General features: G+C 61.3%; 24 protein-coding genes and 1 pseudogene. 13 read left to right on the top strand and 12 right to left on the bottom strand.

What is annotated here, in order from left to right:
* Positions 1–2: 2 nt before the first annotated feature.
* The 3 genes from EWH10_RS03555 to EWH10_RS03565 are packed head-to-tail and all read right to left on the bottom strand — an operon-like array spanning position 3 to position 2,563.
* Positions 3–650, bottom strand: a complete 648-nt coding sequence (locus tag EWH10_RS03555; RefSeq protein ID WP_130029820.1) for an ABC transporter ATP-binding protein — start codon at positions 648–650, stop codon at positions 3–5.
* Positions 647–1,447, bottom strand: coding sequence for an ABC transporter permease (locus EWH10_RS03560; protein WP_130029821.1), 801 nt, complete (start codon positions 1,445–1,447; stop codon positions 647–649). The genes EWH10_RS03555 and EWH10_RS03560 overlap by 4 nt, the downstream gene beginning before the upstream one ends.
* 6 nt (positions 1,448–1,453) lie before the next feature.
* A complete protein-coding gene (locus tag EWH10_RS03565; RefSeq protein WP_188453282.1) occupies positions 1,454–2,563 on the bottom strand; it encodes a KpsE/RkpR family capsule polysaccharide export protein in 1,110 nt (369 codons plus the stop codon).
* Between the two features lie 410 nt (positions 2,564–2,973).
* On the opposite strand from EWH10_RS03565, the gene EWH10_RS03570 reads away from it, so the two are divergent.
* Both EWH10_RS03570 and EWH10_RS03575 read left to right on the top strand, forming a co-directional pair.
* Positions 2,974–4,194, top strand: a complete 1,221-nt coding sequence (locus EWH10_RS03570) for a polysaccharide biosynthesis/export family protein (RefSeq protein ID WP_229742349.1) — start codon at positions 2,974–2,976, stop codon at positions 4,192–4,194.
* Positions 4,195–4,241: 47 nt separating this feature from the next.
* Entirely contained in the window at positions 4,242–5,342 is a 1,101-nt protein-coding gene (locus tag EWH10_RS03575) for a glycosyltransferase family 4 protein (RefSeq protein ID WP_130029823.1), read from the top strand.
* 352 nt (positions 5,343–5,694) lie between these two features.
* Here EWH10_RS03575 and EWH10_RS03580 read toward each other — a convergent pair whose 3' ends face one another.
* Positions 5,695–6,756: a hypothetical protein gene (locus tag EWH10_RS03580; protein ID WP_130029824.1), complete on the bottom strand. Its 1,062-nt coding sequence runs from the start codon at positions 6,754–6,756 to the stop codon at positions 5,695–5,697.
* A 257-nt stretch (positions 6,757–7,013) separates the two neighbouring features.
* Between EWH10_RS03580 and EWH10_RS03585 the strand changes: the two are divergent.
* Positions 7,014–8,378, top strand: a pseudogene (locus EWH10_RS03585) (IS1380 family transposase).
* A 55-nt stretch (positions 8,379–8,433) separates the two neighbouring features.
* On the opposite strand, the gene EWH10_RS03590 reads toward EWH10_RS03585, so the two are convergent.
* The gene (locus EWH10_RS03590) at positions 8,434–8,625 is read right to left on the bottom strand and encodes a hypothetical protein (protein WP_130029825.1); all 192 of its coding nucleotides are present in this window, start codon (positions 8,623–8,625) and stop codon (positions 8,434–8,436) included.
* A 4-nt stretch (positions 8,626–8,629) separates the two neighbouring features.
* On the opposite strand from EWH10_RS03590, the gene EWH10_RS21865 reads away from it, so the two are divergent.
* Positions 8,630–8,905 (top strand): hypothetical protein, encoded by a 276-nt coding sequence (locus tag EWH10_RS21865; protein ID WP_188453281.1) that lies wholly within the window; start codon positions 8,630–8,632, stop codon positions 8,903–8,905.
* 314 nt (positions 8,906–9,219) lie between these two features.
* On the opposite strand, the gene EWH10_RS03600 is transcribed toward EWH10_RS21865, so the two are convergent.
* Positions 9,220–11,550, bottom strand: a complete 2,331-nt coding sequence (locus EWH10_RS03600; protein WP_065846368.1) for a GH92 family glycosyl hydrolase — start codon at positions 11,548–11,550, stop codon at positions 9,220–9,222.
* 240 nt (positions 11,551–11,790) lie between these two features.
* Here EWH10_RS03600 and EWH10_RS03605 point away from each other — a divergent pair, with 240 nt between their 5' ends.
* On the top strand, positions 11,791–12,696 hold the full coding sequence (locus EWH10_RS03605; protein WP_044662804.1) for an ROK family protein: 906 nt from the start codon (positions 11,791–11,793) through the stop codon (positions 12,694–12,696).
* Here the strand turns inward: EWH10_RS03605 and EWH10_RS03610 are convergent.
* Positions 12,689–12,961 carry a hypothetical protein gene (locus EWH10_RS03610; protein WP_229742347.1) on the bottom strand — a complete coding sequence of 91 codons (273 nt, stop codon included), beginning with the start codon at positions 12,959–12,961 and terminating at the stop codon, positions 12,689–12,691. The two genes, EWH10_RS03605 and EWH10_RS03610, sit on opposite strands and share 8 nt — an antisense overlap.
* Before the next feature lie 353 nt (positions 12,962–13,314).
* Between EWH10_RS03610 and EWH10_RS03615 the strand changes: the two genes are divergently transcribed.
* Together EWH10_RS03615 and EWH10_RS03620 are read left to right on the top strand one after the other, a co-directional pair.
* On the top strand, positions 13,315–14,133 hold the full coding sequence (locus EWH10_RS03615; protein ID WP_044660301.1) for a class I mannose-6-phosphate isomerase: 819 nt from the start codon (positions 13,315–13,317) through the stop codon (positions 14,131–14,133).
* Between the two features lie 40 nt (positions 14,134–14,173).
* Positions 14,174–14,776, top strand: coding sequence for a 5'-methylthioadenosine/S-adenosylhomocysteine nucleosidase (locus EWH10_RS03620; protein WP_044660302.1), 603 nt, complete (start codon positions 14,174–14,176; stop codon positions 14,774–14,776).
* Positions 14,777–14,909: 133 nt separating this feature from the next.
* On the opposite strand, the gene EWH10_RS03625 is transcribed toward EWH10_RS03620, so the two are convergent.
* The 4 genes from EWH10_RS03625 to petA form a co-directional block, all read right to left on the bottom strand.
* Positions 14,910–15,446 carry an adenine phosphoribosyltransferase gene (locus tag EWH10_RS03625; RefSeq protein ID WP_044662806.1) on the bottom strand — a complete coding sequence of 179 codons (537 nt, stop codon included), beginning with the start codon at positions 15,444–15,446 and terminating at the stop codon, positions 14,910–14,912.
* Positions 15,447–15,514: 68 nt separating this feature from the next.
* The gene (locus tag EWH10_RS03630) at positions 15,515–16,363 is read right to left on the bottom strand and encodes a cytochrome c1 (protein WP_044660303.1); all 849 of its coding nucleotides are present in this window, start codon (positions 16,361–16,363) and stop codon (positions 15,515–15,517) included.
* A 14-nt stretch (positions 16,364–16,377) separates the two neighbouring features.
* Complete coding sequence (locus tag EWH10_RS03635; RefSeq protein ID WP_044660304.1) at positions 16,378–17,697, bottom strand: cytochrome b; 1,320 nt, start codon at positions 17,695–17,697, stop codon at positions 16,378–16,380.
* Between the two features lie 11 nt (positions 17,698–17,708).
* Positions 17,709–18,290 carry a ubiquinol-cytochrome c reductase iron-sulfur subunit gene (gene petA, locus EWH10_RS03640; RefSeq protein WP_025548526.1) on the bottom strand — a complete coding sequence of 194 codons (582 nt, stop codon included), beginning with the start codon at positions 18,288–18,290 and terminating at the stop codon, positions 17,709–17,711.
* 192 nt (positions 18,291–18,482) lie between these two features.
* On the opposite strand from petA, the gene EWH10_RS03645 reads away from it, so the two are divergent.
* From EWH10_RS03645 to EWH10_RS03655, 3 genes are read left to right on the top strand one after another with little or no spacing between them, the layout of a single operon-like run.
* Entirely contained in the window at positions 18,483–18,953 is a 471-nt protein-coding gene (locus tag EWH10_RS03645) for a tRNA (cytidine(34)-2'-O)-methyltransferase (protein ID WP_044660305.1), read from the top strand.
* A 14-nt stretch (positions 18,954–18,967) separates the two neighbouring features.
* Entirely contained in the window at positions 18,968–19,819 is an 852-nt protein-coding gene (hemF, locus tag EWH10_RS03650) for an oxygen-dependent coproporphyrinogen oxidase (RefSeq protein ID WP_103000816.1), read from the top strand.
* Between the two features lie 2 nt (positions 19,820–19,821).
* Positions 19,822–20,421: a GNAT family N-acetyltransferase gene (locus EWH10_RS03655; protein ID WP_044660307.1), complete on the top strand. Its 600-nt coding sequence runs from the start codon at positions 19,822–19,824 to the stop codon at positions 20,419–20,421.
* Here EWH10_RS03655 and EWH10_RS03660 read toward each other — a convergent pair.
* Positions 20,403–21,191: a DUF7847 domain-containing protein gene (locus EWH10_RS03660; RefSeq protein WP_044660308.1), complete on the bottom strand. Its 789-nt coding sequence runs from the start codon at positions 21,189–21,191 to the stop codon at positions 20,403–20,405. The genes EWH10_RS03655 and EWH10_RS03660 overlap by 19 nt on opposite strands.
* Before the next feature lie 85 nt (positions 21,192–21,276).
* Here EWH10_RS03660 and lipB point away from each other — a divergent pair, with 85 nt between their 5' ends.
* From lipB to EWH10_RS03675, 3 genes are all read left to right on the top strand, one after another.
* A complete protein-coding gene (lipB, locus tag EWH10_RS03665; protein WP_044660309.1) occupies positions 21,277–21,996 on the top strand; it encodes a lipoyl(octanoyl) transferase LipB in 720 nt (239 codons plus the stop codon).
* A gap of 58 nt (positions 21,997–22,054) precedes the next feature.
* Positions 22,055–22,345: a hypothetical protein gene (locus EWH10_RS03670; protein WP_044660310.1), complete on the top strand. Its 291-nt coding sequence runs from the start codon at positions 22,055–22,057 to the stop codon at positions 22,343–22,345.
* 75 nt (positions 22,346–22,420) lie between these two features.
* Positions 22,421–23,140 carry a hypothetical protein gene (locus tag EWH10_RS03675; RefSeq protein WP_044660311.1) on the top strand — a complete coding sequence of 240 codons (720 nt, stop codon included), beginning with the start codon at positions 22,421–22,423 and terminating at the stop codon, positions 23,138–23,140.
* The last annotated feature ends 91 nt before the right edge of the window (positions 23,141–23,231 follow it).

Genomic DNA, 23,231 nt, shown 5'->3' on the forward strand with positions numbered 1-23,231 from the left:
CCTCACTGCGCGAGGTAGAATTCATAGGCTTCTGGGACGTTATCGAACATCGTCAGGTTCGCATCGCTGAGAACAGCCGCCCGTTGGCAATGTGCCTGGATATAATTGATGTCGTGCGATACGAAGATCATTGCTCTATCAGCACGACGCTCGAACAATTCAACGTGACATTTGTCATGGAAGCGCTGATCGCCAACTGCGATGATCTCATCAATGAGAAAACAATCGAATTCAATGGTCATCGAAATTGCGAAGGCCAGACGTGCCAGCATGCCTGACGAATAGCTGCCGACTGGCTCGCGCAGATAGCGGCCGAGTTCGGAGAATTCCTCCACAAACGGTACTTTCGATTCAGGATCAACGCCGTAGACCCGGCAAATAAATCGCAAGTTATCGAGGCCAGTAAGCGACGTCTGGAAAGCGCCGCCAAACGCCAGTGGCCAAGATACCGACATTTGCCGGTGGATGTGCCCGCGAGTAGGATTCTCCACACCGCTGAGGAGGCGAATAATCGTGGATTTGCCGGCACCGTTGCGGCCTAGGATGCCAAGTTTTTCACCAGGGTGGACGTCGAAATTGACATCGCGCAACACTACTTTCAGTCCGCTACGGGTATGATAGCTTTTAGAGACGTCGCGGATGGTTATCATTTGGGAACTACCGTACGGCTGACTTGTCGCAACTTGGCAAGGCTCAGCAGCGTGAGGACGCTGTTGCAGGCGATAACGTAAGAGACGCTGTAGTGCGCGGTGAACAGAGAACCGAAATAGCCGTCACGCAGATATTCCACGCAATTGAGCATAGGCAGATAGAGCAGCAGATTACGCGGGCCTTCCGGGACAATCTCCAGCAGGAAACCCGCTCCCGACAGTGGGAACAGCAAATAAGCTGTTGGATGCCAGAACTTTTCGACCAGCTCATAGTGTTCCGACAAAGCTCCCAGCAGAATGGCAAGAGCCATGCCAAACCACGCCAGGAGCGCCCAGGCAGCAATGACCTTGAGGATGTCCTCAGGCGGGTCCACCCAACCGATGTAAATGAAGATTAGGCTGAGCAGGAAGAAGGACATCGTTGCACCAGCAGCTTCCAGCAGAAGGCGGGCGATGAAGATGTCAATAAGCTTAACGTTACGATGATACATCAGCGCCAGATTGGGCTGGATAGACGAGATTGCGCGCGAGGGCATGTTACGCCACAGCAAAACGGAGGAGTAACCACTTAGCGCAAAAACGGTGATCGGCAGGTCTGAGCCGTGCTTCGCACCCATTATGCTCCATAGCGCAGTGATGCCCAGCGTGAACATCATCGGTTCCGCGAACATCCAAAGGAAACCGATATTATGGCGTCCGAACCGCGTCAGCGTCTCGCGCATCAGCAATGCGAAGATCACTCGACGCTGTAACCGCCAGGAGCGCCAGAGCGAGGTTGTGGAGTTGTTCGCAGCCATTGGCGATCAGTCTCGGTGCTCGCGCAAACCGGCTAGAAGCATTGACAGCACACCCCAAGCAACGAGACCGAGTGCCAACGTGGAGAAGATGTTTCGCAGGCGCTTGGGCTCTACCGCCTCGTCGGGCACGTTGGGCTCAACGATCCGCTCGAGGTAGACCTGTTTGCGCCGAGCGTCGCTACGCGCGCTTTCCAGCGAGGTCATGGCGCTCGCTAGCTGCCTATCGGCAAATTTACTTTCGAGGATGAGGCGCTGATACTCGACGCTGGCGCTGGCTAGGGAGCCGCCACTGCCAGTAATCTTGGCGGTCTCACGTTCAATCTCTGTGATAAGCCCGTCGATGCGGGTCTTGAGCACCGGAATCTGCGGATTGTCGGGCGTATAGGCACGCAGCTGAAGCAACTGGGTCTTCGCCGAAATCAACTCGTCTTGCAGCTTCGAGATGAGTTGCAGTTGAATACCCGCTTGCTGTTCGGGATCGACAAGGCCGCTGCGATTTCGAAAGGCAGCCAAGGCCAGCGCGGTTCGTTCCGCTTCCTTGCGCGCATCGGCCACCTCTGCCTGGGAGAAACGGATAAGATCTTCACGGCTACGATTGTTGAGACGATTGACCAACGCCTCGCCCAAATCCAGCAAACGCTTGTTCATAGTAAACGCGTCCTTGGAATTGTAGGCGCGGACCTTCAGGATACCGATCGACGAGGCCGTCTCGTTCTTAACGTCTACCCGGCGTCGAAAGAAGCGGTACTTGCCTTCGAAGGTATTCTGGCTTCCGAAGGAATAGAACCGCTCGAACCGATCCAACCCTGGTCCAGCGATCATGCGATCCACGAAACCGTCGCGATTTAGCGCCTTGAGCGCATCACGCGATTCCACATACTCCTGTACGGCATAAATCTCATCGCCAGCAACAGAAACCCCTGGCGCCTTGAGCAGAGCTCCTAGAGCAGAGGAGGTCTGCTTATCGGGGCTGCGGATAACGAATCGGGATTCCGAAACATAGACCTCGGATGCGATAAGTCCAAAATACAAAACCGCCACAATCGTCGGGATAGCAACCGTAATCAGGAAGATTGGGTCGATTTTCTTCAATCGAACAGCAGACAAATCGCGCATTGTTCCTTCCGGGCAGGGCACCATTGGTGCGCTGCGCTATTATGTGACGGCTGAACAGCCTGACCGGGGTCGAGCCAAATTTGCCGATTGTTGCAAACTGCGGCGCTTTGCCCGACATTTCCGGTGTTTGCAACACCTGTCGTGGGTGCTTCAATTCTCCGAAAAAAGTTCTCCCGCAAATTCGGTGTGGACAGCATGAACGAATCATGAATCTGGTGTGGACCTCCTTGCACCGACCACAGCGGCTGGATCAAACGAAAGAGGAAATGAGCGTTTTCCGGGGCTGTCCACACATGCAACATCGGACAGTCGAAGAAACCTCGCGATTGGCAGATGACTTTCGGTGTGCTCGGTTGTATCGCACCGAACCGCAGCGACCCTTGGTCCAAAAAAGGCAAGAAGGCTTTCAGATGATCAGACCCGGCAGTTCTCCGCTGCTTTCCACAGTCAAAAATCTCCTCAGGCTTGGAATGCTGACCTCGGCTGCTCTAACATCCGGTTGTACCGCGATAAGCGGCGCAGGTCCCTCCTCGAAGGCGATCACTCGTGCCGACGGCCAGCCTATCGACAGCGCTGGCATCAAGATCATGGATTTGACTGATGGGCTGACCCGCCAGATAGCCGCCAATCAGCATACCGCGCTCTTCTCCGAGGTATTCGCTGAACCCTCCGACGGGGACATTCTGGTCGGTAAGGGCGACCAGATCGAGATCACTATTTGGGAAGCCCCACCCGCGACCCTGTTCGGTGCTGGCAGTAGCGATATTACGACTGCAAGCAATGCACGAACGGTCGATCCCAGCCGCATCGCGCGCCAGACGGGTCTGCCGGGGCAGACCGTAGGCGCCGATGGTCAAATCAACGTGCCTTTCGTCGGTAGCGTTCAGGCAGCTGGGCGCAACACTCAGCAGATCGCCGCCGATATTGTAGCCCGACTTCGTGGCAAGGCGCATGAGCCGCAGGTCATGGTCAAGATCGCCGATAATGCAGCTACCAATGTTACTGTCGTAGGCGAGGTCGTGCACAACCTGCGCTTACCTCTTACTGCTAAGCGCGAACGGTTGCTCGACGCCATCGCGGCAGCTGGCGGCGCACGCCAGCCGGTAGGAAAGACGACGATCCAGGTCACCCGCGACAACATCGTAGAAACGCTACCGCTGGCAACCATCATTACTGATCCGCGCCAGAACATCATGCTTCGTTCCAATGATGTCGTGACCGCATTATTTCAACCTTACAGCTTCACGGCACTTGGTGCGATCGGGCGCAACAGCGAAATCGACTTCGAAGGCACCGGTCTCACCTTGGCACAAGCCCTCGGCCGGATCGGTGGGCTGGATGACACTCGGGCAAATGCACAAGGCGTCTTTATCTTCCGTTTAGAGGACAAGGCCGCACTCGGACTGGCTGACGATCACAATGTACGCACGACGCCCGACGACAAGGTTCCCGTGATCTTCCGCGTCAAGCTGCGCGATCCCGAGGCGTTCTTTCTTGCCCAATCGTTTCTGATTAAAAACAAGGATGTGATCTACGTCTCCAATGCGCCGCTCGCCGACATCCAGAAGTTCGTGAATATAATTGGCTCGCTCGTCTATCCAGCCATCAGCGTACAGAACTCCACTCGGTAATGACTGGGCGGACATATCTTCCGACACGACAGATTGGTAAGTGAGTTATGCGCATTGCTCTGGGTGCGGAGGCCCTTTCTCCCCAACTTACCGGTATAGGTCGCTATACTTGGGAGTTGGCATCTCGACTGCCGCAAATTGCGGAGGTGGAAAACGTAAAACTCTTTCGCGATAACGCTTGGCACGATAACGCTGAGCAATTCGTACGGCCGAAGAGTCGCCCTACCCCTCGCCGGATATTGCCGCGCAAGCTACATGCCTGGTTTCACAAACGCGAATTTTCGCAGCGCCTGTACCATGGCCCAAATTTTTTCTTTCCTATCCAAGCAGAGAACGCCGTTGTGACGGTTCATGATCTATCTGTCTTCCGGTTTCCCGAAACTCATCCTGCGGAACGGATCAGGCAATTCGAAAAGGAGTTCTCCCGTTCGATCGACCATGCGCGACACATCATCACCGACACCCTATTCATCAAGGATGAACTAATTGAGATGTTTGGAGTGTCCCCGCAGCGGGTTACGGCCATTCCTCTAGGCGTCTCCGAAGAATTCTTTAACCTCAGCGATGAACACAGCGACCGCGCGCTCATCGCCGAATATGGTTTGTCTAACACACGATATTGCCTGTGCGTCGCTACGATCGAACCGCGTAAGGGGTTGGACCATGCGGTTAGGGCGTTTCTGAAATATCGCTCCAGCACCAAGTCCGACGCCATCTTGGTGATTGTTGGTGCTACGGGATGGAAAAATTCCGACCTGCACAAACTATTTGATGATGCGGCGGCAACCGGTGCGGTGAAATTCCTCGGCTTCGTATCGGATCCGGCCCTGCGAGCGATCTACAGGTGCTGCTCACTGTTCCTATATCCTTCTCTGTACGAAGGGTTCGGCCTTCCTGTCCTAGAGGCAATGGCAAGCAGAGTCCCTGTTCTCGTTTCCAACCGTTCGTGCCTGCCCGAAGTATCCGGCGGAGTCGCGATGAGCGTTAATGTAGAAGACTACGACACCTTCCAAGACGCGATATCCGAGGGAATGGAGGATGAGGCATGGCGTAGACAAGTGATTGTCTCAGGCCTTACGCTAGCGAAGCGACTTAATTGGCAGGAATGCGTTAAAAAAACAGCTGCTTTATACCGTGAAATCAACTGATCATTTAAAATAAATTTATTATGATATTTTATAATATACTATAATTGAGTAATCCATTGGAGTGCAGATAGGATCAATGATTTGTATTTTTCATTGAAATACAGAAAAGAGGGATGAGACGTTCGATTTCAGCTGATGCGGTGGGGCCGCCAGCATGGTAACTCGCATGGCGTAGAGGCCTTCGCGCTGGGCTAGAGCAGAATCCGATCACTCTGGCTTATATCCTGTGTCGGTAAAATAATTGGCGCATTCTTCTGAAGTGAAGCGGGGCAATGCGTCGCGGATATCCGCTGGCAAACCGCTCAAGTCGAAGCCGATCAAGAATGCCAGATTTCTTCAATGATGAAGTCTACTAAAGGAAAAACCGTTCTAGCTTGCTAACATCAGAGCCAGTATGATCAAACAGGTATGTAGGGCTGTGGTGAAGCCTCAAAATATGATCCGCAAAATGTCCCTCAATATTAAGCACATCATCAAGCCTGAGGCAGTATCGGCTAGACAGAAAAGCAAGGATGTCTGGCCTTGGCTCGTTGGGCGCCGCCCGCAGTGCGATCTGATGGAATTTCGATTTACCTAGCGAAAGGAGTTCCTTGCCCATGATAGCGCCCAGCGCGGCAACATTTGATGATATAGTAGCAACGCCTCTGACCAAGGGCAAAAACATCTCGGATTGCGCGACCCGGAGGTGTTCCGGCGGCATGGCAATGTTAGACTGATCTGCTTCCAACTCGGCAACCAGGGATTCCGAGGGAGGTGAGTCAGATCCGTGCCATTGGGGTAGAATTGTCCATCCATTGCCAACATCGCATGCTAGCGACCGCAACAGCGAGATCGGGTCGACCAAGGGACCAATGCCCTCGTATGTTATCCAGTCTCTCGGTTGAAGCGCGACAAGCAGCGACGCCGGGCCACGCCTTGCGCTCATGTCATCGAACCATGACGTAATGCCCTTAGCCTGAGCGGCTTCGTAAATCGGATCGACCCATTTGCGATGCCAAATGTGGGTGAAATCATCGAGCTGGGGATATGCCCAACGGTTCCGCGCAAACCAATCAAGCGCGCTGCCAATCTGGTGCCCATATGGATCAAAGTAAATTGCCGTATGCAACCCAGTCCTAGGAAGCGGACCAAGTTCCATGAAGAAGACATTCCCGGTTCCGAAGACCTTCTTCAGATATCGGTTGTCGGTCACCGCTATAACGATATCGGGACAGAAGGCTGCTTTGATTCTATTTAGCTCATCTAACAGCGCTGTATTTCGATAATCTGTTCCGAAGCACAGATCGCGGCTGTATGCGGCTCGGTCAAATGAGCAGCCTTGTAGCAGTCCTACTTGTACAATCGAATATATTTCCGCGAAATATGACGATCCTAGCGCGCAAATAAAAGGCGAAGCAGCGACAGCACTCTCCATAGCGGCGCCGGAGTGCGCAGCGAAGGTGGAACAAAAGCTCCACCAACCGCCAAGGCGAAGGGGACTATCAACGTATGTGACGGGTTCTAGATAGAATAAAATCCGCTTCCGCGTCACTTTCCGTCCTTTTTAAGCATCGTTGCCTCTAACCTCTGTTATTCACCAGAATAAGGCTGAAGGGTTGGCGGGAGTAGCGCAAGGCTCTGTTGTGGAATAGGAAATTGGGTGTCGAAGCCATTGCCTGCACAGGACAGAAAATGCCACCGGCCACCCCCACCGAGAACATCGATAGCGCGCCTCTGATCTCGTTTCCAGCGATCCATCGCAAGAAGGTCACGCTGCCTTCGACGGCGGGCAGTTGACCTCGGACGGCGGGGTTTTGCTGTTGGCTCAAGCCGAGCGCACGATGGGGATTTGCCGAGAGCTTGCCGCCTGCATTGCCGATCCGCGCGATCCTTCCCATGTGATCCACAGGGTCGATGAAATCCTGCGGGCGCGGGTCCTGGCAATTGCCTGCGGCTACGAGGGTGCCGATGATCTCGACGCCTTGCGCGACGATCCAGACTTTCGTCTGGCGCTGGGCAAGCTGCCCGGTTCGGGCGCGGGCCTGGCAAGCCAACCAACGATGAACCGGTGGGAGAATGCGCCGACCACGCGGAAACTGGCGCGGATGATGGCCGCGATGATCGGGATTTATTGTGCCAGCTACCCGGAGGTGCCCACGGCGGTGACACTGGATATCGATGATACCTGCGACGTGGTGCACGGCTATCAGCAGCTGTCGTTCTGGAATAGCCACCACGGCGAGCGCTGTTTCATGCCGACCCACGTCTACGACATCGCCACGGGGCGACTCGTTGCCATGTTGCGCACCGGCGAGACGCCCTCATACGCGGAGGCTGCGGGACACATCCGCCGCCTTGTCCGGCATATCCATAGGCACTGGGCCAAAACGCACATCACCATCCGCGGTGACGGGCATTATGGGCGGCCAGAGGTCATGGCCCTCTGCGATGCGCATGGCATCGACTATGTCTTCGGCCTTCCCACCAACGCTGCCCTGCACACCAATCCCGACATCGTCGCTGCCGCCGATGCCTGCGCGTCAAGCGTGCCGAACAGGACCGGGTGGTCCTGCGTTGCTATGCCGAAATCCGCTATGGGGCGAAAAGCTGGAAAAGTCAGCGCCGCCTCGTCGCCCGGATCGAAGCCACCACGCTCGGCATGGACATCCGCTATGTCGTCACTTCCCTGACAGAAAGCTCAGCAAAGCACATCTACGACAGCCTTTATTGCGCCCGTGGCCAGGCCGAGAACCTGATCAAACAGCATAAAACTCAGCTCAGCAGCGACCGCACCTCGTGCCGGTCGGCCAATGCAACCAGATGCGGTTGATCCTCCACACCGCAGCATACTGGCTCATGTGGCGCATCCAGCAGGCCATCCCCAAGTCGGCAGCGCTCGCCAAGGCAGAGTTCGCCACCCTGCGCCTGCGCCTGCTCCAGGTCGCTACCCGTGTCATTGAAAGCGCCAGCCGCATCCGCGTCGCCTTCGCTTCCGCCTGTCCCGATGCCGCCTTGTTCCGGACCATCGCCACCAGACTCAAGGCCGCCACGACATAGCCCGCGCAGCCGTGCCGCTGAACCACAAAGCCCCGTCCTTCAACCCGAAAGCCTATCAAACAATCGCGGTGAAATAGACGCCGCAGGATCGCTCGTCTTGATCGGCAAGCCGCTGACACAAAAGACCCAAGATCGCTGAAAACACCAGCACCATGAAAGTGCGGGCTAATCGGTTGTTCAGTCTGGGGACTTCCTGCTCAATCTGCAACCGGTCAGCATAGCGCAGAACCGTCAGCAGGTCTGACAAGGGCATGTGCAAGGTCGTGTCATTACTCGATCGTATCGCCATCGATCTTGCCATCCCTGCACTCGCGCGGGAACTCTTCGCGTCCCATGTCATGGAATATCGGCACTTGGATGAACAGCTCGACGAAATCGATGGGAAGCTGATGAAGTGGCACCGGGCCAATGAGTGCAGTTGTATTATCGATGCGGTTTGGGAACTGGCAAGCCCGTCATGCGCGCGGATCGTTGCAAAAACCGGGGATAAAGGATGCGGCCCGAGCGATCGTACCCCTCGCCGCTAATGATGCGGTCAAGATGACTGCCCGCACCGCAGCATCCTGGGATGACATGAGAAAGAAAATGGCTTAAACCGTGCAAGCATTTTCCAGCTATCGGCCAGGGTAGCAACCGATGCAAACATCAACTATCTGAGAGATCAAGGCAGTCATCCAATATATTTTGAGACCTGAAGGGAATTCAACTGTGGGTGAGTTAGGCAAATACTGGGCAGGCGCGCCGAGAATTTTCTCTATAAGCCTGATTTCAAACGATAAAAGTACCACCTACCGCTGCCTTGACATCGCAGGCATCACAAGTTCAATCCTTGCCACGCCCATCACCGCTCAGCCGGCGCGGTAGAAAGCGAATAGGGCCGGGTTCCCGCTCCCCTCCCCCAGTCCCGGTTCGGCTTTGCCTGCATGGTGAAGCGCAACGTCCCGCCCTCGCGGATCTCCCCGTCCGCGATCCAGCTTCGCCGCAGCGGCCGTCCGTTTAGTTCGACCGCACCCACATAAACATTGGCGGCGGACAGATTTTCCGCCTCCACCGTGAAGCGCTTGCCGTGGGGAAGCGTCAATACCGCGCGGCGGACGAAGGGGCGACCGACGACATATTGGTTCGATCCCGGCGTCACGGGATAGAAGCCCAGCGCCGTGAACAGCAGCCAGGCCGACATCTGCCCCAGATCGTCATTGCCCGACAGTCCGTCGGGTGTCGGCTTGTACTGGCTCTCGACGATCTGCTTCAGCCGCGCCTGCGTCCGCCAGGGCGCGCCCGCATAAGCATAGAGATAGGCGACATGATGGCTGGGTTCGTTGCCATGGATATATTGCCCGATCAGCCCGGCAATATCCTCCGCATGGCTGTAGTCGAGCTTCGACACATCATAGTCGAACATGGCGTCGAGCTTCGCGATCGCCCTGGCGTCGCCGCCCAGCAAGCGGAACAGCCCCGCCTGATCCTGCGGCACGAACCAGCTATATTGCCAGGCATTGCCCTCCGTATAATCCGAACCATAGTTGATCGCGGCCGGATCGAACGGCGTGCGGAAGCTGCCATCGGCCTTGCGCGCCCGCAGCCAGCCGCTCCCGACGTCGAAGCCGTTGCGCCAGCTGGACGACCGGGCGAGGAAGCGCTTCGCCACATCGCCGCGCCCCATGGCCTGCGCCATGCGGCCGATCGCCCAATCGTCATAGGCATATTCGACCGTCTTCGACGCCGCCTCCGGTTCCCGGTCGATGGGCACATAGCCCAGCTTCATATAGTCGCCCAGCCCGCCATAGGGCGCGTAATCCGCGCTAGCGACCATGGCGGCCAGCGCCTTGTCCGGATCAAATCCCCTGAAGCCCTTCAGATAGGCGTCCGCGATCACCGGCACCGCATGATAGCCGATCATCGTCCATGTCTCCCGCCCGGCGAACTGCCAGACCGGCAATATGCCGTGCGGGCTGTGTTCCCGGCTGGCGATCAGCGAGTTGACGACGTCGGAGGTCGTCCTTTCCGGCTGGACCAGCGTCAGCAGGGGATGTTCAGCGCGGAAGGTATCCCAGAGCGAGAAGGTCGAGCGAAAGGTGAAATCCTTCGCCGCATGAACCTGATCGTCCGGCCCCCGATAGCGGCCGTCGACGTCGCTCCAGATGCTGGGCGCCAGCAGCGTATGGTAGAGCGCGGTGTAGAGATTCCTCAGCATCGGCTCCGGCGCATCCATCTCCAGCCGCCCGAGCGCCTGCCGCCATGCATCCTCGGTCCTCCTCCGGACGGTGTCGAAGCCGGCGCCTTCGGCATCGAGATTGGCGATGGCCCCGCCCTCGTCCACCCCTGAAAGCGCGACCTGGACCTCCAACGGGCCATCGAGCCTGCCGAAGTCGAGCCTTGCCTCCAGCGCCTTGCCCAGCTTCTCGGCCAGCGCGTCGCTGCCCCGCCCCGGCGCCTGGAAGCCTTTATAGGGAACCGCCTGGTCCCGGTCGATGAAGGCATGATCCTTCAGGGGTGCGGAAAAACGCATGGCAAAGAACAGCTTGCGGCCTGCCGCCCATCCCCGCGTCTCGCGAAAGCCCGTCAGCGTGCCGTCCGGGTGGAGGTGCAGACCGGACCAGAGGATCTTGCCCGGATAATCGTAAAGAGAGGAGCGCAGGTCGATCAGCAGATGCGCCTCCCGCCCCGCCGGAAAGGCATAGCGGTGGATGCCCACCCGCTCGCCCGCTGTCAGCTCCGCCCGGATGCCGCTATCGGCCAGCGTCACCGCATAATAGCCGGGCCTGGCCGTCTCGCTGTCGTGTGAGAAGCGCTGGCGATAGCCGGAGCCCGCCTGTTTCGGATCGCCCGGATCGAGCCGGACGGCGCCCGTCTGCGGCATCACCAATATGTCGCCCAGATCGGAATGGCCCGCGCCGGAGAAATGGGTGTGGCTGAATCCCTGGATCGTCGGATCATGATAGCTGTAGCCCGCCGCATGGGCATAGCAGTCGCGCACCTGGCAGGTCGTATCGGTATCGGGCGAAAGCTGGACCATGCCGAAAGGCGCGGAGGCTCCGGGGAAAGTGTGGCCTTCCGGGCCGGTGCCGATCAGGGGATCGACGAAGGCCAGCGGATCGGCAGGCGCCTGCGCAGCAACGGGCCAGGCCGAAGCCGTCAGCAGCAGCGCGCAGATGAGCAGCGGCGCCCTCATCGGGCGGCAACCAACACGGGGTTGAAGCACGGGTTTTGCCGGATCATGATCCATTGCCTCCAAATCATCGGGTTGCGTTCGTCGCGCCCTGCCCTGTTCTTCCCGCCCTGATAGCGGTCGGCAATGGAAAAGCCGCCATCCCATTGTACAAATGTTGAATTGGGCCACGCATGACGGTGCGCTCCGAACTTGCAGGGCCTGGGGCAATATGATTGGACGGCGATGATGGATGCTGAACCGATGCTGGCCGGAATCGAACTGGGCGGGACCAAGGTCCTGGTGCTCCGCGCGCGCGGCGGGACGGTTGTCGACCGGGAGACGATAGCGACCACGACGCCGCGGGAGACGCTCTCCAGAGCCGTTGCGGTGCTGAAACGCTGGCATGCGGAGGCGCCCATCGCCGCCATCGGAATCGGCAGCTTCGGCCCGCTTCGGCTCGACCGCCGCGCCCCGGACTTCGGCGTCATGCTGCCCACGCCCAAGCCCGGCTGGGCGGGCGCGGACATATTCGGCACGCTGACCGCGCCCTTCGATTGCCCCGCGATGATCGACACCGACGTCAACGGAGCCGCTCTGGCGGAGCTGCGCTGGGGCGCGGGCGCGCTGGGGGACGCGCCCTCCGACAGCCTGTGCTACATCACGATCGGGACCGGCGTGGGCGCAGGGTTCGCGTTCAACGGCCGCACCGTCCATGGCGCCATGCATCCGGAAATCGGCCATATCCGTGTCCCGCGCGCTCCCGGCGACGGCTTTGCGGGCCATTGCCCCTTTCACGGCGATTGCATCGAGGGTCTGGTGTCCGGGCCCGCGCTCGCCCACCGCTTCGGTATGCCCGGCCATGAGATCGATCCCGCCGACCCCCGATGGGACGATGTCGCCAGCGACATCGCCCATCTCGTCTCCACCATCCTGCTGGGCACCGCGGCGCGACAGGTGCTGATCGGCGGCGGCGTAGGCATGGGGCGGACCGGTCTGCTGGCGAAGGTCCGTCGAAACGTCGTCGTCCAGCTTGGGGGCTATTTGCCGCATGTCGACGATTCCAGCATCGGCCGGATCGTCATGACGCCGCTGCTTGGCGATCAGGCCGGTCCTTTGGGCGCCGTGGCCTTGGCCATGGATGCGCTGAGCGCGGAGGGCGTCAGTTGACGCCCTTCTGCCGGAGGAGCAGCGGCAGGACCATCATCGGCGCGACCATGGCGATCACGCTGGCGACCAGCAGATCGTCGACCCACCGATAGACCGTCGTGAAGAACATCAGGAAGGCCATCGTCGCCAGAACGGGAAGGATCAGGGGAACCACCCCACCCTCCATCCGCCGGCCAAGGACGCCGATCGCATCATCCATATGGCCCGTGCGGCGCTGGCCTTCAGGGCGTGCGCCGCCGGCGCCGTTTCTCATCGGCCGGTTCATGTCCTGATCCTCACTGATCTGATCAGTTTCATATAACAACCAATAACCGGACTTCCAGACGGGAAGATCGATACGGACCGTTTCCGATCTCGACAGCAAGGCGGATGCGGGTGGGATGTCCCGCACTTCCGTTGACCGCTAGAGCCAATCGACATTCAGAAGATGACGAGCCGAAAATGGTGTTTTTCCGTGACCCGGAGCGCAGCCTACTCAAAGTAGGTGAGCACCGGAAGCACGGAAAGGCGTCATTTGCAGGCCGTCAGGGCTGAATGTCGATTAGCTCTAGCCCGATAGTGCGTCCTTTCCGGATGGAGGCCCTTGCCTGACGGGAGCGACCGTTCATAAGGAACCGCATGACCACGATCCGCCTGCTCGCCCATAGCGTCGAAAAGCCCTGGGGCCGCATCGATATTCCTGCCGCCATCGCGCCTTCGGATGGCCGTCGCGTCGGCGAAGTCTGGTTCTCGCCGCCGGAGCAGGAAGAAGGCCGGCCTTTGCCGCTGCTGGTCAAATATATCTTCACCAGCGAAAAGCTGTCGGTTCAGGTCCACCCCAATGATGCGCAGGCGCGGGAACGCGGGCTGGCGGGCGGCAAGTCGGAATGCTGGTACATATTGGATGCGGAACCCGATGCGCAGCTGGGAATCGGCCTGACCCGCGGCCTGACGGCAGAGGCGTTGCGCACAGCGGCCCTCGACGGCAGCATCGAGGCGCTGATGGACTGGAAGCCGGTGCGGGCGGGCAGCTTCTACTATATTCCCGCCGGCACGGTGCACGCCATAGGCGGCGGCGTGACGCTGGTGGAAGTGCAGCAGAATAACGACGTGACCTACCGCCTTTACGATTATGGCCGGCCGCGCGAACTGCATCTGGAAGAGGCGATGGCCGTCAGCGTGGCGACACCCTATGCCCTGCCCGACCAGGTCTTCCCGATGACGGCGCAAGAAAGACTGGTGGCGGGCGGCGATGCGCCCTTCATCCTTGACATGGTGCAGGGTGAAGCCGGAACCGGGCAGCGGATCGAAGGAGAGATGGCCTGGTTCATTCCGCTGGCCGGCGCCGGCACGATCGACGGCGAGCCGTGGCGGCAGGGCGAATGCTGGCTGATAGAGGGGACCGCCGGCCTGACCATCCATGACGGGATGAGCGCGCTGCTCGCCCGCCAGCCTTGAAACATCGGCGAATCGGGGGGACTGCATGCCACGGGGAGAAATGATCGCGGACAAGCGCGTCCTGTTCGTGATGGCGGTGGAGGATGAATATGGTCCTCACCTCAGAGCCCGGTTCGACCCGCTGATGACCGGCGTGGGCCCGGTGGAAGCCGCGCTCAACACCGGCCTTGCCCTCCAGCGGCTGGATCTGGAAGGCGCGCTGCCCGACCTCATCGTCTCGCTGGGATCGGCGGGATCGCGCATCTGCACCCTGGGCGAGGTCTATCAGGTCGCCAGCGTTTCCTGGCGGGACATGGACGCCTCCCGCCTCGGTTTTCCGAAGGGCGTGACCCCCTTTTCCGACCACCCGGCCGAAATAGCGCTGCACATGCCGCTGGAACTTCGCACCGCCCGGCTGTCCACGGGGGCGAACATCGTCGGCGGGGACGATTATGCCGCGATCGACGCGGACATGGTCGACATGGAGAGCTTCGCGGTCGTCCGCGCCTGCCAGCGCTTTGGCGTGCCGGTAATGGGCCTGCGGGGCATTTCCGACGGCCCGGGCGAATTGGCGGACATGCTGGGATGGACCCAGTTGCTGGCGCTGCTGGACGAGCGTCTGGCACAGGCGGTCGATATGCTGGAGGGAGCGCTTGGGCGCTGAGGAGATGCGGTCTTCTTAAGGCGCAATGGGCCGACTGCTGCCATTTCCCTCCCGCTGGCGGAAGGGGGAATGTCCTGGATTGGCCCCCTGGGACCTTTCTCCCCTTTATCTGAGGCGCCTGACCAGAACCGCCTCAATGCCCCTCAAAGGCGATGATCGCCGCCGACGCGACGCCGTCCGCTTCCAGCGCAGCCATGCCGCCCAGATCGGGAAGATCGATCGCGAACAGCGCCATCAGCACGGTTGCGCCCTGCTCCCGGACAAGTTGCGCCGCCGCAAGCGCGGTTCCGCCGGTCGCGATGAGATCATCGACCAGCACCACCCGCGCCCCATCCGGGATCTGCCCTTCATGCAATTCCAGCCGGTCGGTGCCATATTCCAGCACATAATCGATGCCGACGGTCTTGCCGGGCAGCTTGCCCTTCTTGCGCACGGGCACGAAACCCACCCCCAGCGCATGGGCCAGCGCCGCCCCAAGAATGAAACCGCGCGCCTCGATGCCGACGATGAAGGCCGGGTCGAGCGGCCGCGCCGCCGCCGCCATCCGCTCGACCAGTTCAGTGAGACCGGCTGCGTCCGCCAGCAATGTGGTGATGTCCCGGAACTGGATGCCGGGCTTGGGAAAATCGGGAATCGTGCGGACCAGGGCCGCCAGGCTGTCTGCGCTCATCTTCGCCCTCATAAGAAAAGGGGGCCCGGTTTCCCGCGCCCCCTCCGATGTTCTGTTCCAGACCCCGTTCAGGCGGCCTTTTTCTTGTCCGCCCAGATATTCTGGTAGGCCATATAAGCCAGGCCCGTCGCGATCAGCAGGAAGAAGATCGTCGCCAGACCCGCGCGACGGCGGTTTTCCAGCTTGGGTTCGGCCGTCCAGGTCAGGAAGGCCGCGACGTCCTGCGCCATCTGGTCGACGGTCGCCTTGGTGCCGTCTCCATAGGTGACCTGTCCGTCCGCCGTCAGCGGCGGCGCCATGGCGAGGTTCAGGTTCGCGAAATAGGGGTTGTAGTGCAGCCCCTCCGGCGTCTTCGCGTCCGGAAATTCCTTCAGCAGTTCGGCCGGCTGCGCCTGGAAGCCCGTCAGCAGCGAATAGACATAGGCGCTGCCGTGATGGCGGGCCTTGGTCATCAGCGAGAGATCGGGCGGGATCGCATTGTTGTTCGCCGCCGCCGCCGCGACATTGTTCGCGAAGGGCTTGGGGAAATAATCCGCCGGGATGGGATCGCGGGTCGACATCTCGCCCGTCTTGGGGTCGACGTCGGGGGTCTTGATCGCCCACTGCTTGGCGATCGCCTTGATTTCCGCCTCGTTATAGCCAATGCCCTTGAGGTCGCGGAAGGCGACGAACTTCAGGCTGTGGCAGGCCGAGCAGACTTCCTTGAACACCTGGAAACCGCGCTGGAGCTGCGCCTGGTCGTACTTGCCGAAGGGGCCGTCGAACGAGAAGGCGACATGCTTGGGATCGCGGTGGAATTCATGCTCCACCGTGACCGCCGGCGGCTCGGTGACATAGGCCACCGCGCCCACCAGGAAGGAAACCAGCAGCCAGCCCGCGAAAAAGAGGCCGACGAGAAATGCGCCGATGCGTATCATTAGTCTTGTCCCCCTTAACCGGCGTGCGACGGCTGCGGATCGCTGCCCATGCCGGGCAGCGCCTCGCGCTCACCTTCGATCGCATGGCGGCCAAGCACCGCCTCGGTGATCGAGTTCGGCAAAGGCAGCGGCTTTTCGAAGCGCGAGATCAGCGGCAGGATGATCAGGAAGTGGGCGAAATAATAAGCCGCCGCGACCTGGGAGATCATCACATAGGGTTCCGCCGCCGGCGCGCCGCCGCAATAGCCCAGAATCAGCACGTCGACGATCAGGATCCAGAAGAACTTCCTGAAGGTCGGGCGATAATTGCCCGACCGCACCGGGGAGGTATCCAGCCAGGGCAGGAAGAAGAGCAGCAGGATCGACGCGAACATCGCCAGCACGCCCAGCAGCTTCGCCGGAACGAAGAAGAAGTCCACGGTGAAGGCGCGCAGGATCGCGTAGAAGGGCCAGAAATACCATTCAGGCACGATATGCGCGGGCGTCGAAAGCGGATTCGCCTCGATATAATTGTCCGGATGGCCCAGATAGTTGGGCGCATAGAACAGCAGGACCGCGAACAGGATCAGGAACACGCCCGCCCCGAAACCGTCCTTCGCGGTGTAATAGGGGTGGAAGGGCACAGTGTCCTGCGGCCCCTTCACTTCCACGCCGGTCGGGTTGGAGGAACCCGGAATATGCAGCGCCCAGATATGCAGGATCACCACGGCGGCGATCACGAAGGGCAGCAGGAAGTGCAGCGAGAAGAAGCGGTTGAGCGACGCGTTGCCGGGGGCGAAACCGCCCAGCAGCCAGGTCTGGATCGGCTCGCCCACCACGGGGATCGCGCCGAACAGGCCGGTGATCACCTTCGCGCCCCAATAGGACATCTGCCCCCAGGGAAGCACATAGCCCATGAAGGCGGTCGCCATCATGAGGAGGAAGATGACGAGGCCCAGCAGCCACACCATTTCGCGCGGCGCCTTGTAGGAACCGAAGAAAAGACCGCGGAAGATGTGCAGATAGACCACGATGAAGAAGAAGCTGGCGCCGTTGGCATGGGCATAGCGCATCAGCCAGCCGGCGTTCACGTCGCGCATCGTCTGTTCGACGGTGCCGAAGGCGACCAGCGTGTTGGCGCCGTAATGCATCGCCATGATCACGCCGGTGACGATCTGGATCACCAGCGCGAGGCCGGCCAATACGCCGAAGTTCCAGAAATAGTTGAGGTTGCGCGGCACCGGATAACCGGCGCCCACGGCATTGTAGACGAGGCGCGGCAAGGGCAGCTTCTCGTCGATCCACTGCATCGCGGGATGCTTGGGAGTATAATGTTCAGCCCATGGAAAGCTCATGACAGTCCCCCTCAACCCACGAGAATGGCAGTGTCGGAAGTGAAGCTGAACTTCGGCACTTCCAGGTTCTTGGGCGCGGGGCCCTTACGAATGCGGGCGGCGGTGTCGTAGGACGAACCGTGGCAGGGGCAGAAATAGCCGCCATATTCGCCCCTGTTCTCACCCTCGCCCGCGCCCAGCGGCACGCAGCCCAGATGGGTGCAGACGCCCATGGTGACCAGCCACTGCTTCTTGCCGTCGACGGTGCGTTCCTCCAGCGTCTGCGGATCGCGCAGGCTGGACGGATCGACCTTGTCGGCTTCCGCGATTTCCTTGTCGGTCAGGTGCCGGACGAACAGCGGCTGCGACCGGAACGTCGTCTTGATCGCCTGGCCCGGCTGGATGGAGGACAGGTCGACCTCCGTCGAGGCGAGCGCCAGCACGTCGGCGCTGGGGTTCATCTGATCGACCAGCGGTATGACCACCGCGACCGCACCGACCCCGGCGAAGCTCACCGCGGCGATGTTGATGAAATCGCGACGGCGAACACCGTCGCTGCCGCCTCCATCGGAGACGGACGCCCCCTCACTCTCCAAATGTTCAACGATCGCCATGCACCTCAACCCTTGCAAGAACGTCCCTGACCCCGCCGCATTGCCCATTATGGCTATGTTATCGGGAGAGCCGCGGCGCCCAAGCAGAAGGGCGCGCCTTTCCCCCTGGCGCGGTTTGCAGGCCTGATAACCGTAGGATGCGCCATTTGCCAAGCCTTTTAGACAGGCTAGGAGAATTAACCGCGCTGTTCTATGGCGCGGCGCATGCGTATCGCCCTTTATCAACCCGAAATCGCCGGCAATGTCGGCGCGATCCTGCGCCTTGCCGCCTGCTTTTCCGTGCCCGTGGACATCATCATGCCGATGGGTTTCGCCTTTTCCGACGCGAAGCTGAAACGCGCCGCGATGGACTATGGGGCGGCCGCCGACATCACCCAGCATGCAAATTTCCAGGCGTTCGACGCCCGGCGCCGGGCCGAAGGGCGGCGGCTGATGCTGATGAGCAGCCATGCTTCGCAACGCCTGCCGGAGGTGGAATTCCGCGCCGACGACGTTCTGCTGATGGGATCGGAGAGCGCCGGCGTCCCCGACAGCGTGCGCGATCTGGCCGATGTGCGCGTGCGCATTCCGATGGCGCCGGGCTTTCGGTCCTTGAACATCGCCGTTTCCACGGGCATCGCGATAGCAGAGGCCCTTCGCCAGACCGGAAGTTTCCCGCAATGACAGAGTTACCGAAAATGACGTTGGCGCTCGACCCGCAACAGCAAGCCGCCCGCGACTGGTTCGAATCGCTGAGGGACCGCATCTGCGCCGAATTCGAGGCGATCGAGCGGGAGGCGGGGTCCGACGCCCGCTTCGACTATATCGCCTGGAATCGGGAGGCGCCCGGCCTAGCGCCCGGCGAAGGCGGCGGCGGCGTGCGCGGCGTCATGAAGGGCAAGGTGTTCGAGAAGGTCGGCGTCAACGTCTCGACCGTGGGCGGCGCCTTCTCTCCGGAGTTCGCCAGGACCATCCACGGCGCGAGCGAAGACCCGAGCTTCTTCGCCACCGGCATCAGCCTGGTCGCGCACATGGCCAATCCCCATGTGCCCGCCGTGCATATGAACACGCGCTATCTGAGGACGTCCAAAAGCTGGTTCGGCGGCGGCGCGGATCTCAACCCTCCCCTGCCGCGCGAGGAGGACACGGCCCATTTCCATGATGTGCTGAAGGCCGCCTGCGACGCCCATGACCCGGACTATTATCCCCGTTTCAAGGCATGGGCGGACGATTATTTCTTCATTCCGCATCGCGGCGTCCATCGCGGCGTCGGCGGAATATTCTACGACCATCTGGAGGGCGATTTCGACGCGAATTTCGCCTTCACGCGGGACGTGGGCGAGGCGTTCCTCAAGGCCTTCCCGCCCATCGTCCGGCGGCGCATGGGGGAAAGCTGGTCGCGGGAGGATCATGCCCGCATGCTCGAATGGCGCGGCCGCTACGCCGAATTCAACCTGGTGCATGACCGCGGCACGCTGTTCGGGCTGAAGACCGGGGGCAATGTCGACGCGATCCTGATGAGCCTGCCGCCGATGGCGAGCTGGAGCTGAGCATGGGCCTGACGCCGGTTCCCGACGATCGGATCGCGACGATCGTCACCCATCTGGAAATGCGGGAGCGGCCGAAACCCGCCCCCATCCCGCCCGCCCCGTTGCGGCTGGTGCCATGGAAGGCGCCGACGCCAGAGGCCTATCGCGCGCTGTTCCGGCGCGTGGGGGAGCCGTGGCTCTGGTTCTCCCGCCTGGTGATGGACGACGCCGCGCTGAGCGCGATCATTCACGATCCCGCGGTCGAGGTCTATGCCGTCACCGATCCCCGGGGCGTGGAGGTGGGGCTGCTGGAACTCGACTTCCGTTCATTGCCCGACTGCGAGCTGGCCTTTTTCGGACTGATCCCGGAATTGACCGGCAAGGGTCTGGGCCGATGGCTGATGGCGCAGGCCAAGGCGCTGGCCTGGCGCAAGGAGGTCACGCGCTTCTGGGTGCATAGCTGCACGCTCGACAGCCCCGCGGCGCTGGGATTTTACCGCAAGGCGGGCTTCGTGCCCTACAGGCGTGAAGTGGAAATCTTCGCCGATCCCCGACTTGCGGGGCTTTTGTCGCCCGACGCCGCGCCGCATGTGCCGGTGCTGGGTCAGCTGCCCTCCGCCTGACGATAGAGCCGCGCCAGCATCACCAGCATATAGACCTGCACCACCGTCGACACGACAGCGGCAGCCACGCCGCCGATCAGCCGGCCGCCCGTCGGACCGCCGATCAACGTCCCGATCAGGCCGAACACCGCCTGCGCCGCGCCGCCGACAATGGCGGACAACAGCGTCAGCGCCACGATGAAGCCGAACAACCGCCAGAAATGCCCCCTGGTCAGCGCCCAGCCATGGCGCAGCGACGCCATGACGCCCGCCGTCCCGTCGATCACTACAGGATTGAGCAACAGCAGCCGCACGCTCGCGAAGATGGTGACGGCCACCACTCCCGCGCCGAGCAGCAGCGCCAGCGTCGCGCCCACAGGCTTGGCGATGAGCGACAGGATCGTCACCGCCAGGGTGGCGGCGATCACCGCGCCGGCCAGGAAACCGGCGACCACCAGCGCCACGCCCAGCAGCACCGGAAGCCGCGCAAAGCTCAGCCGCAGCGCCTCTCCCACGCTGATGCCCGGGCGCAGGGCGAGCGCCAACAGGGTCAGCGATCCGAACCCGATGATGATCATCGCCAGCATCATCGCCAGCCAGAAGCTGCCCGGCACCTGCGGCATGGTGGTTTCCGACAGGTTCCATTTGGCGAGTTCCGGCGGCGTCATCTCCTGAAGGATGAGGCCCGGCAGGGCGACGAACAGCAGGGCGACGGGAAACAGCAGGCTGCTTTCGCGCGCGACGAAGGCGACCGCCTCCTCCCACGCCTTGCCGATGGACATTGTCGCCATATCTCTACGCCCTGTTCTCTACCCGATGCTCTGAAAATCGCGGAGGAGACTTGATCGCTCGCTCTGCCCAAGTCAAGGAAGCGCCATGTCCTCGCCATCCCCAGTCCAAGCCCCTGCCGCCCCCAGCGTGGAATGGCGCGTGGAAAGCGCGCCCGTCGACTACCCCCGGGCGCTGGCCGAGATGGAGGGCCGGGCCGCCGCGATCTTCGAGGGGCAGGCCGCAGAGCGGGTCTGGCTGCTCGAACATCCGCCGCTTTACACGGCCGGAACCAGCGCCGATCCGGCCGAACTGCTCGACCCGCGCTTTCCGGTGCACGATGCGGGGCGGGGCGGACGCTATACCTATCATGGGCCGGGCCAGCGCATCGGCTATCTCAACATCGACCTGCGGAATCGGGGCAAGGACGTGCGCAATTTCGTCCATCACCTGGAGGGATGGATGATCGACGCGCTGGCCGATTTCGGCATAGCGGCCCGGCGCGCGGAGGGACGGATCGGCATCTGGACCGACGATGCCCAGGGGCGGGAGGCGAAGATCGGCGCCCTCGGCATCCGGGTGCGGCGCTGGATCACGCTTCATGGCTTTTCGATCAATGTCGATCCCGACCTGTCCCATTTCGGAGGCATCGTGCCGTGCGGCCTGGCCGAATATCCTGTGACGAGCATGGCGGCGCTGGGCGTGAAGGCATCGATGACCGAGCTGGACTCGGCGCTTGCCCGGCATTTCCCGGCCTTTCTCGGCCGCCTGCGCCGGTGCCCGGTGGCAGATGGAGCGGGGGTTGAGCAATGCGGGACGGGCCGCTAGGGTCGCGGCTTTCGCCAGGTGGGGGGCTGCCGGGCATGCAACGCTTTAGGAGACCCGGATGCGTCCTGACGTCAAGACGACAATGGCAATATTGGTTTCGGCCGGCTGCATGGCGCTGGCCGGATGCGGCAGCAAGAAGGAAAGCGGCACCGCCGTCCCGATGAACAATCTGGAAGTGGTCGACGGCACCGCCACCGACGCCATGACCGATCTGGACGGGGTGCAGAGCGAGGGCGTGGCCGTCGCGCTTCCCGCCAACCGCAGCGACAATGCGGCCGCTCCGGCGGCGGCGAAGAATGAGAGCGAGGGCAAGCCCGCGGCCGATACCGAAGTGCTGTCGGATCAATAGGCTGGCGTCCGCGTTCAGGCATGATACAGACGGGCGGGAGATAGTTCGCAGCGCTCGTTACAAAGAGGGATTTCAATGACATTGCGTTATGTGGGCCGTTCCATTGGGCACCGATCCCTGGGACGCCGGGTCGTGCTGGGGCTGGCCATGACGGCGGCGGCGCTGATGGCGCAGCCGGCCGCCGCGCAATTCTTCTGGTCGCCGCCCGATTTCTCGACCCCGCCCCTGACCGACGCCGAAGCCACGACCGCGCTGGGCCTGCCGGGCGCGACCGCGGCGGAGGTCAAGGCCGGGCTGGTGTGGAACCTGCGCGCGGCGTTGAACGTCGCGGCCCTGCAATGCCAGTTTGAGCCGACCCTGCTGTCGATCAGCAATTACAACGCCATGATCGCCCATCATGACGCCGAACTGGACGCCGCGCAGACGACGCTGCTCGGCTATTTCCAGCGGACGGTCGGCAAGGGCAAGCCCGGCCAGATGGCATCGGACCAATATGGCACGCGCATCTATTCCGGCTATTCGACGGTGCAGGCGCAACGCGGCTTCTGCCAGGCGGCGGCGCTGGTCGGACGGCAGGCGATCTTTGCCCAGCGGGGCACGCTGAACGATGTGGCGCGCAACGGACTGGGGTCGATCAAGAAGTCGCTGGTCCTGGCGGGCGAGCAATTTTACGGCGATCCGGGACGCAGCTATTCGCTGACCCTGCCGTCCTTCGACCCCAAATGCTGGAAGAAGGGCAAGATGCTGCCCGCATGCCAGCTCGCATGGAACCAGAAGATCGGCGTTCAGCCTTAAGGCAACGGCGCCAATCACGACATTCCTCCTCCCGCAAACGGGAGGGGGCAGGGGGGCGGGCCGGCCCGACGTCAGCGACGGTTTTCAGCGA

It is taken from the genome of Sphingobium fuliginis (assembly GCF_004152845.1).
Classification (GTDB): Bacteria; Pseudomonadota; Alphaproteobacteria; order Sphingomonadales; family Sphingomonadaceae; genus Sphingobium; species Sphingobium fuliginis.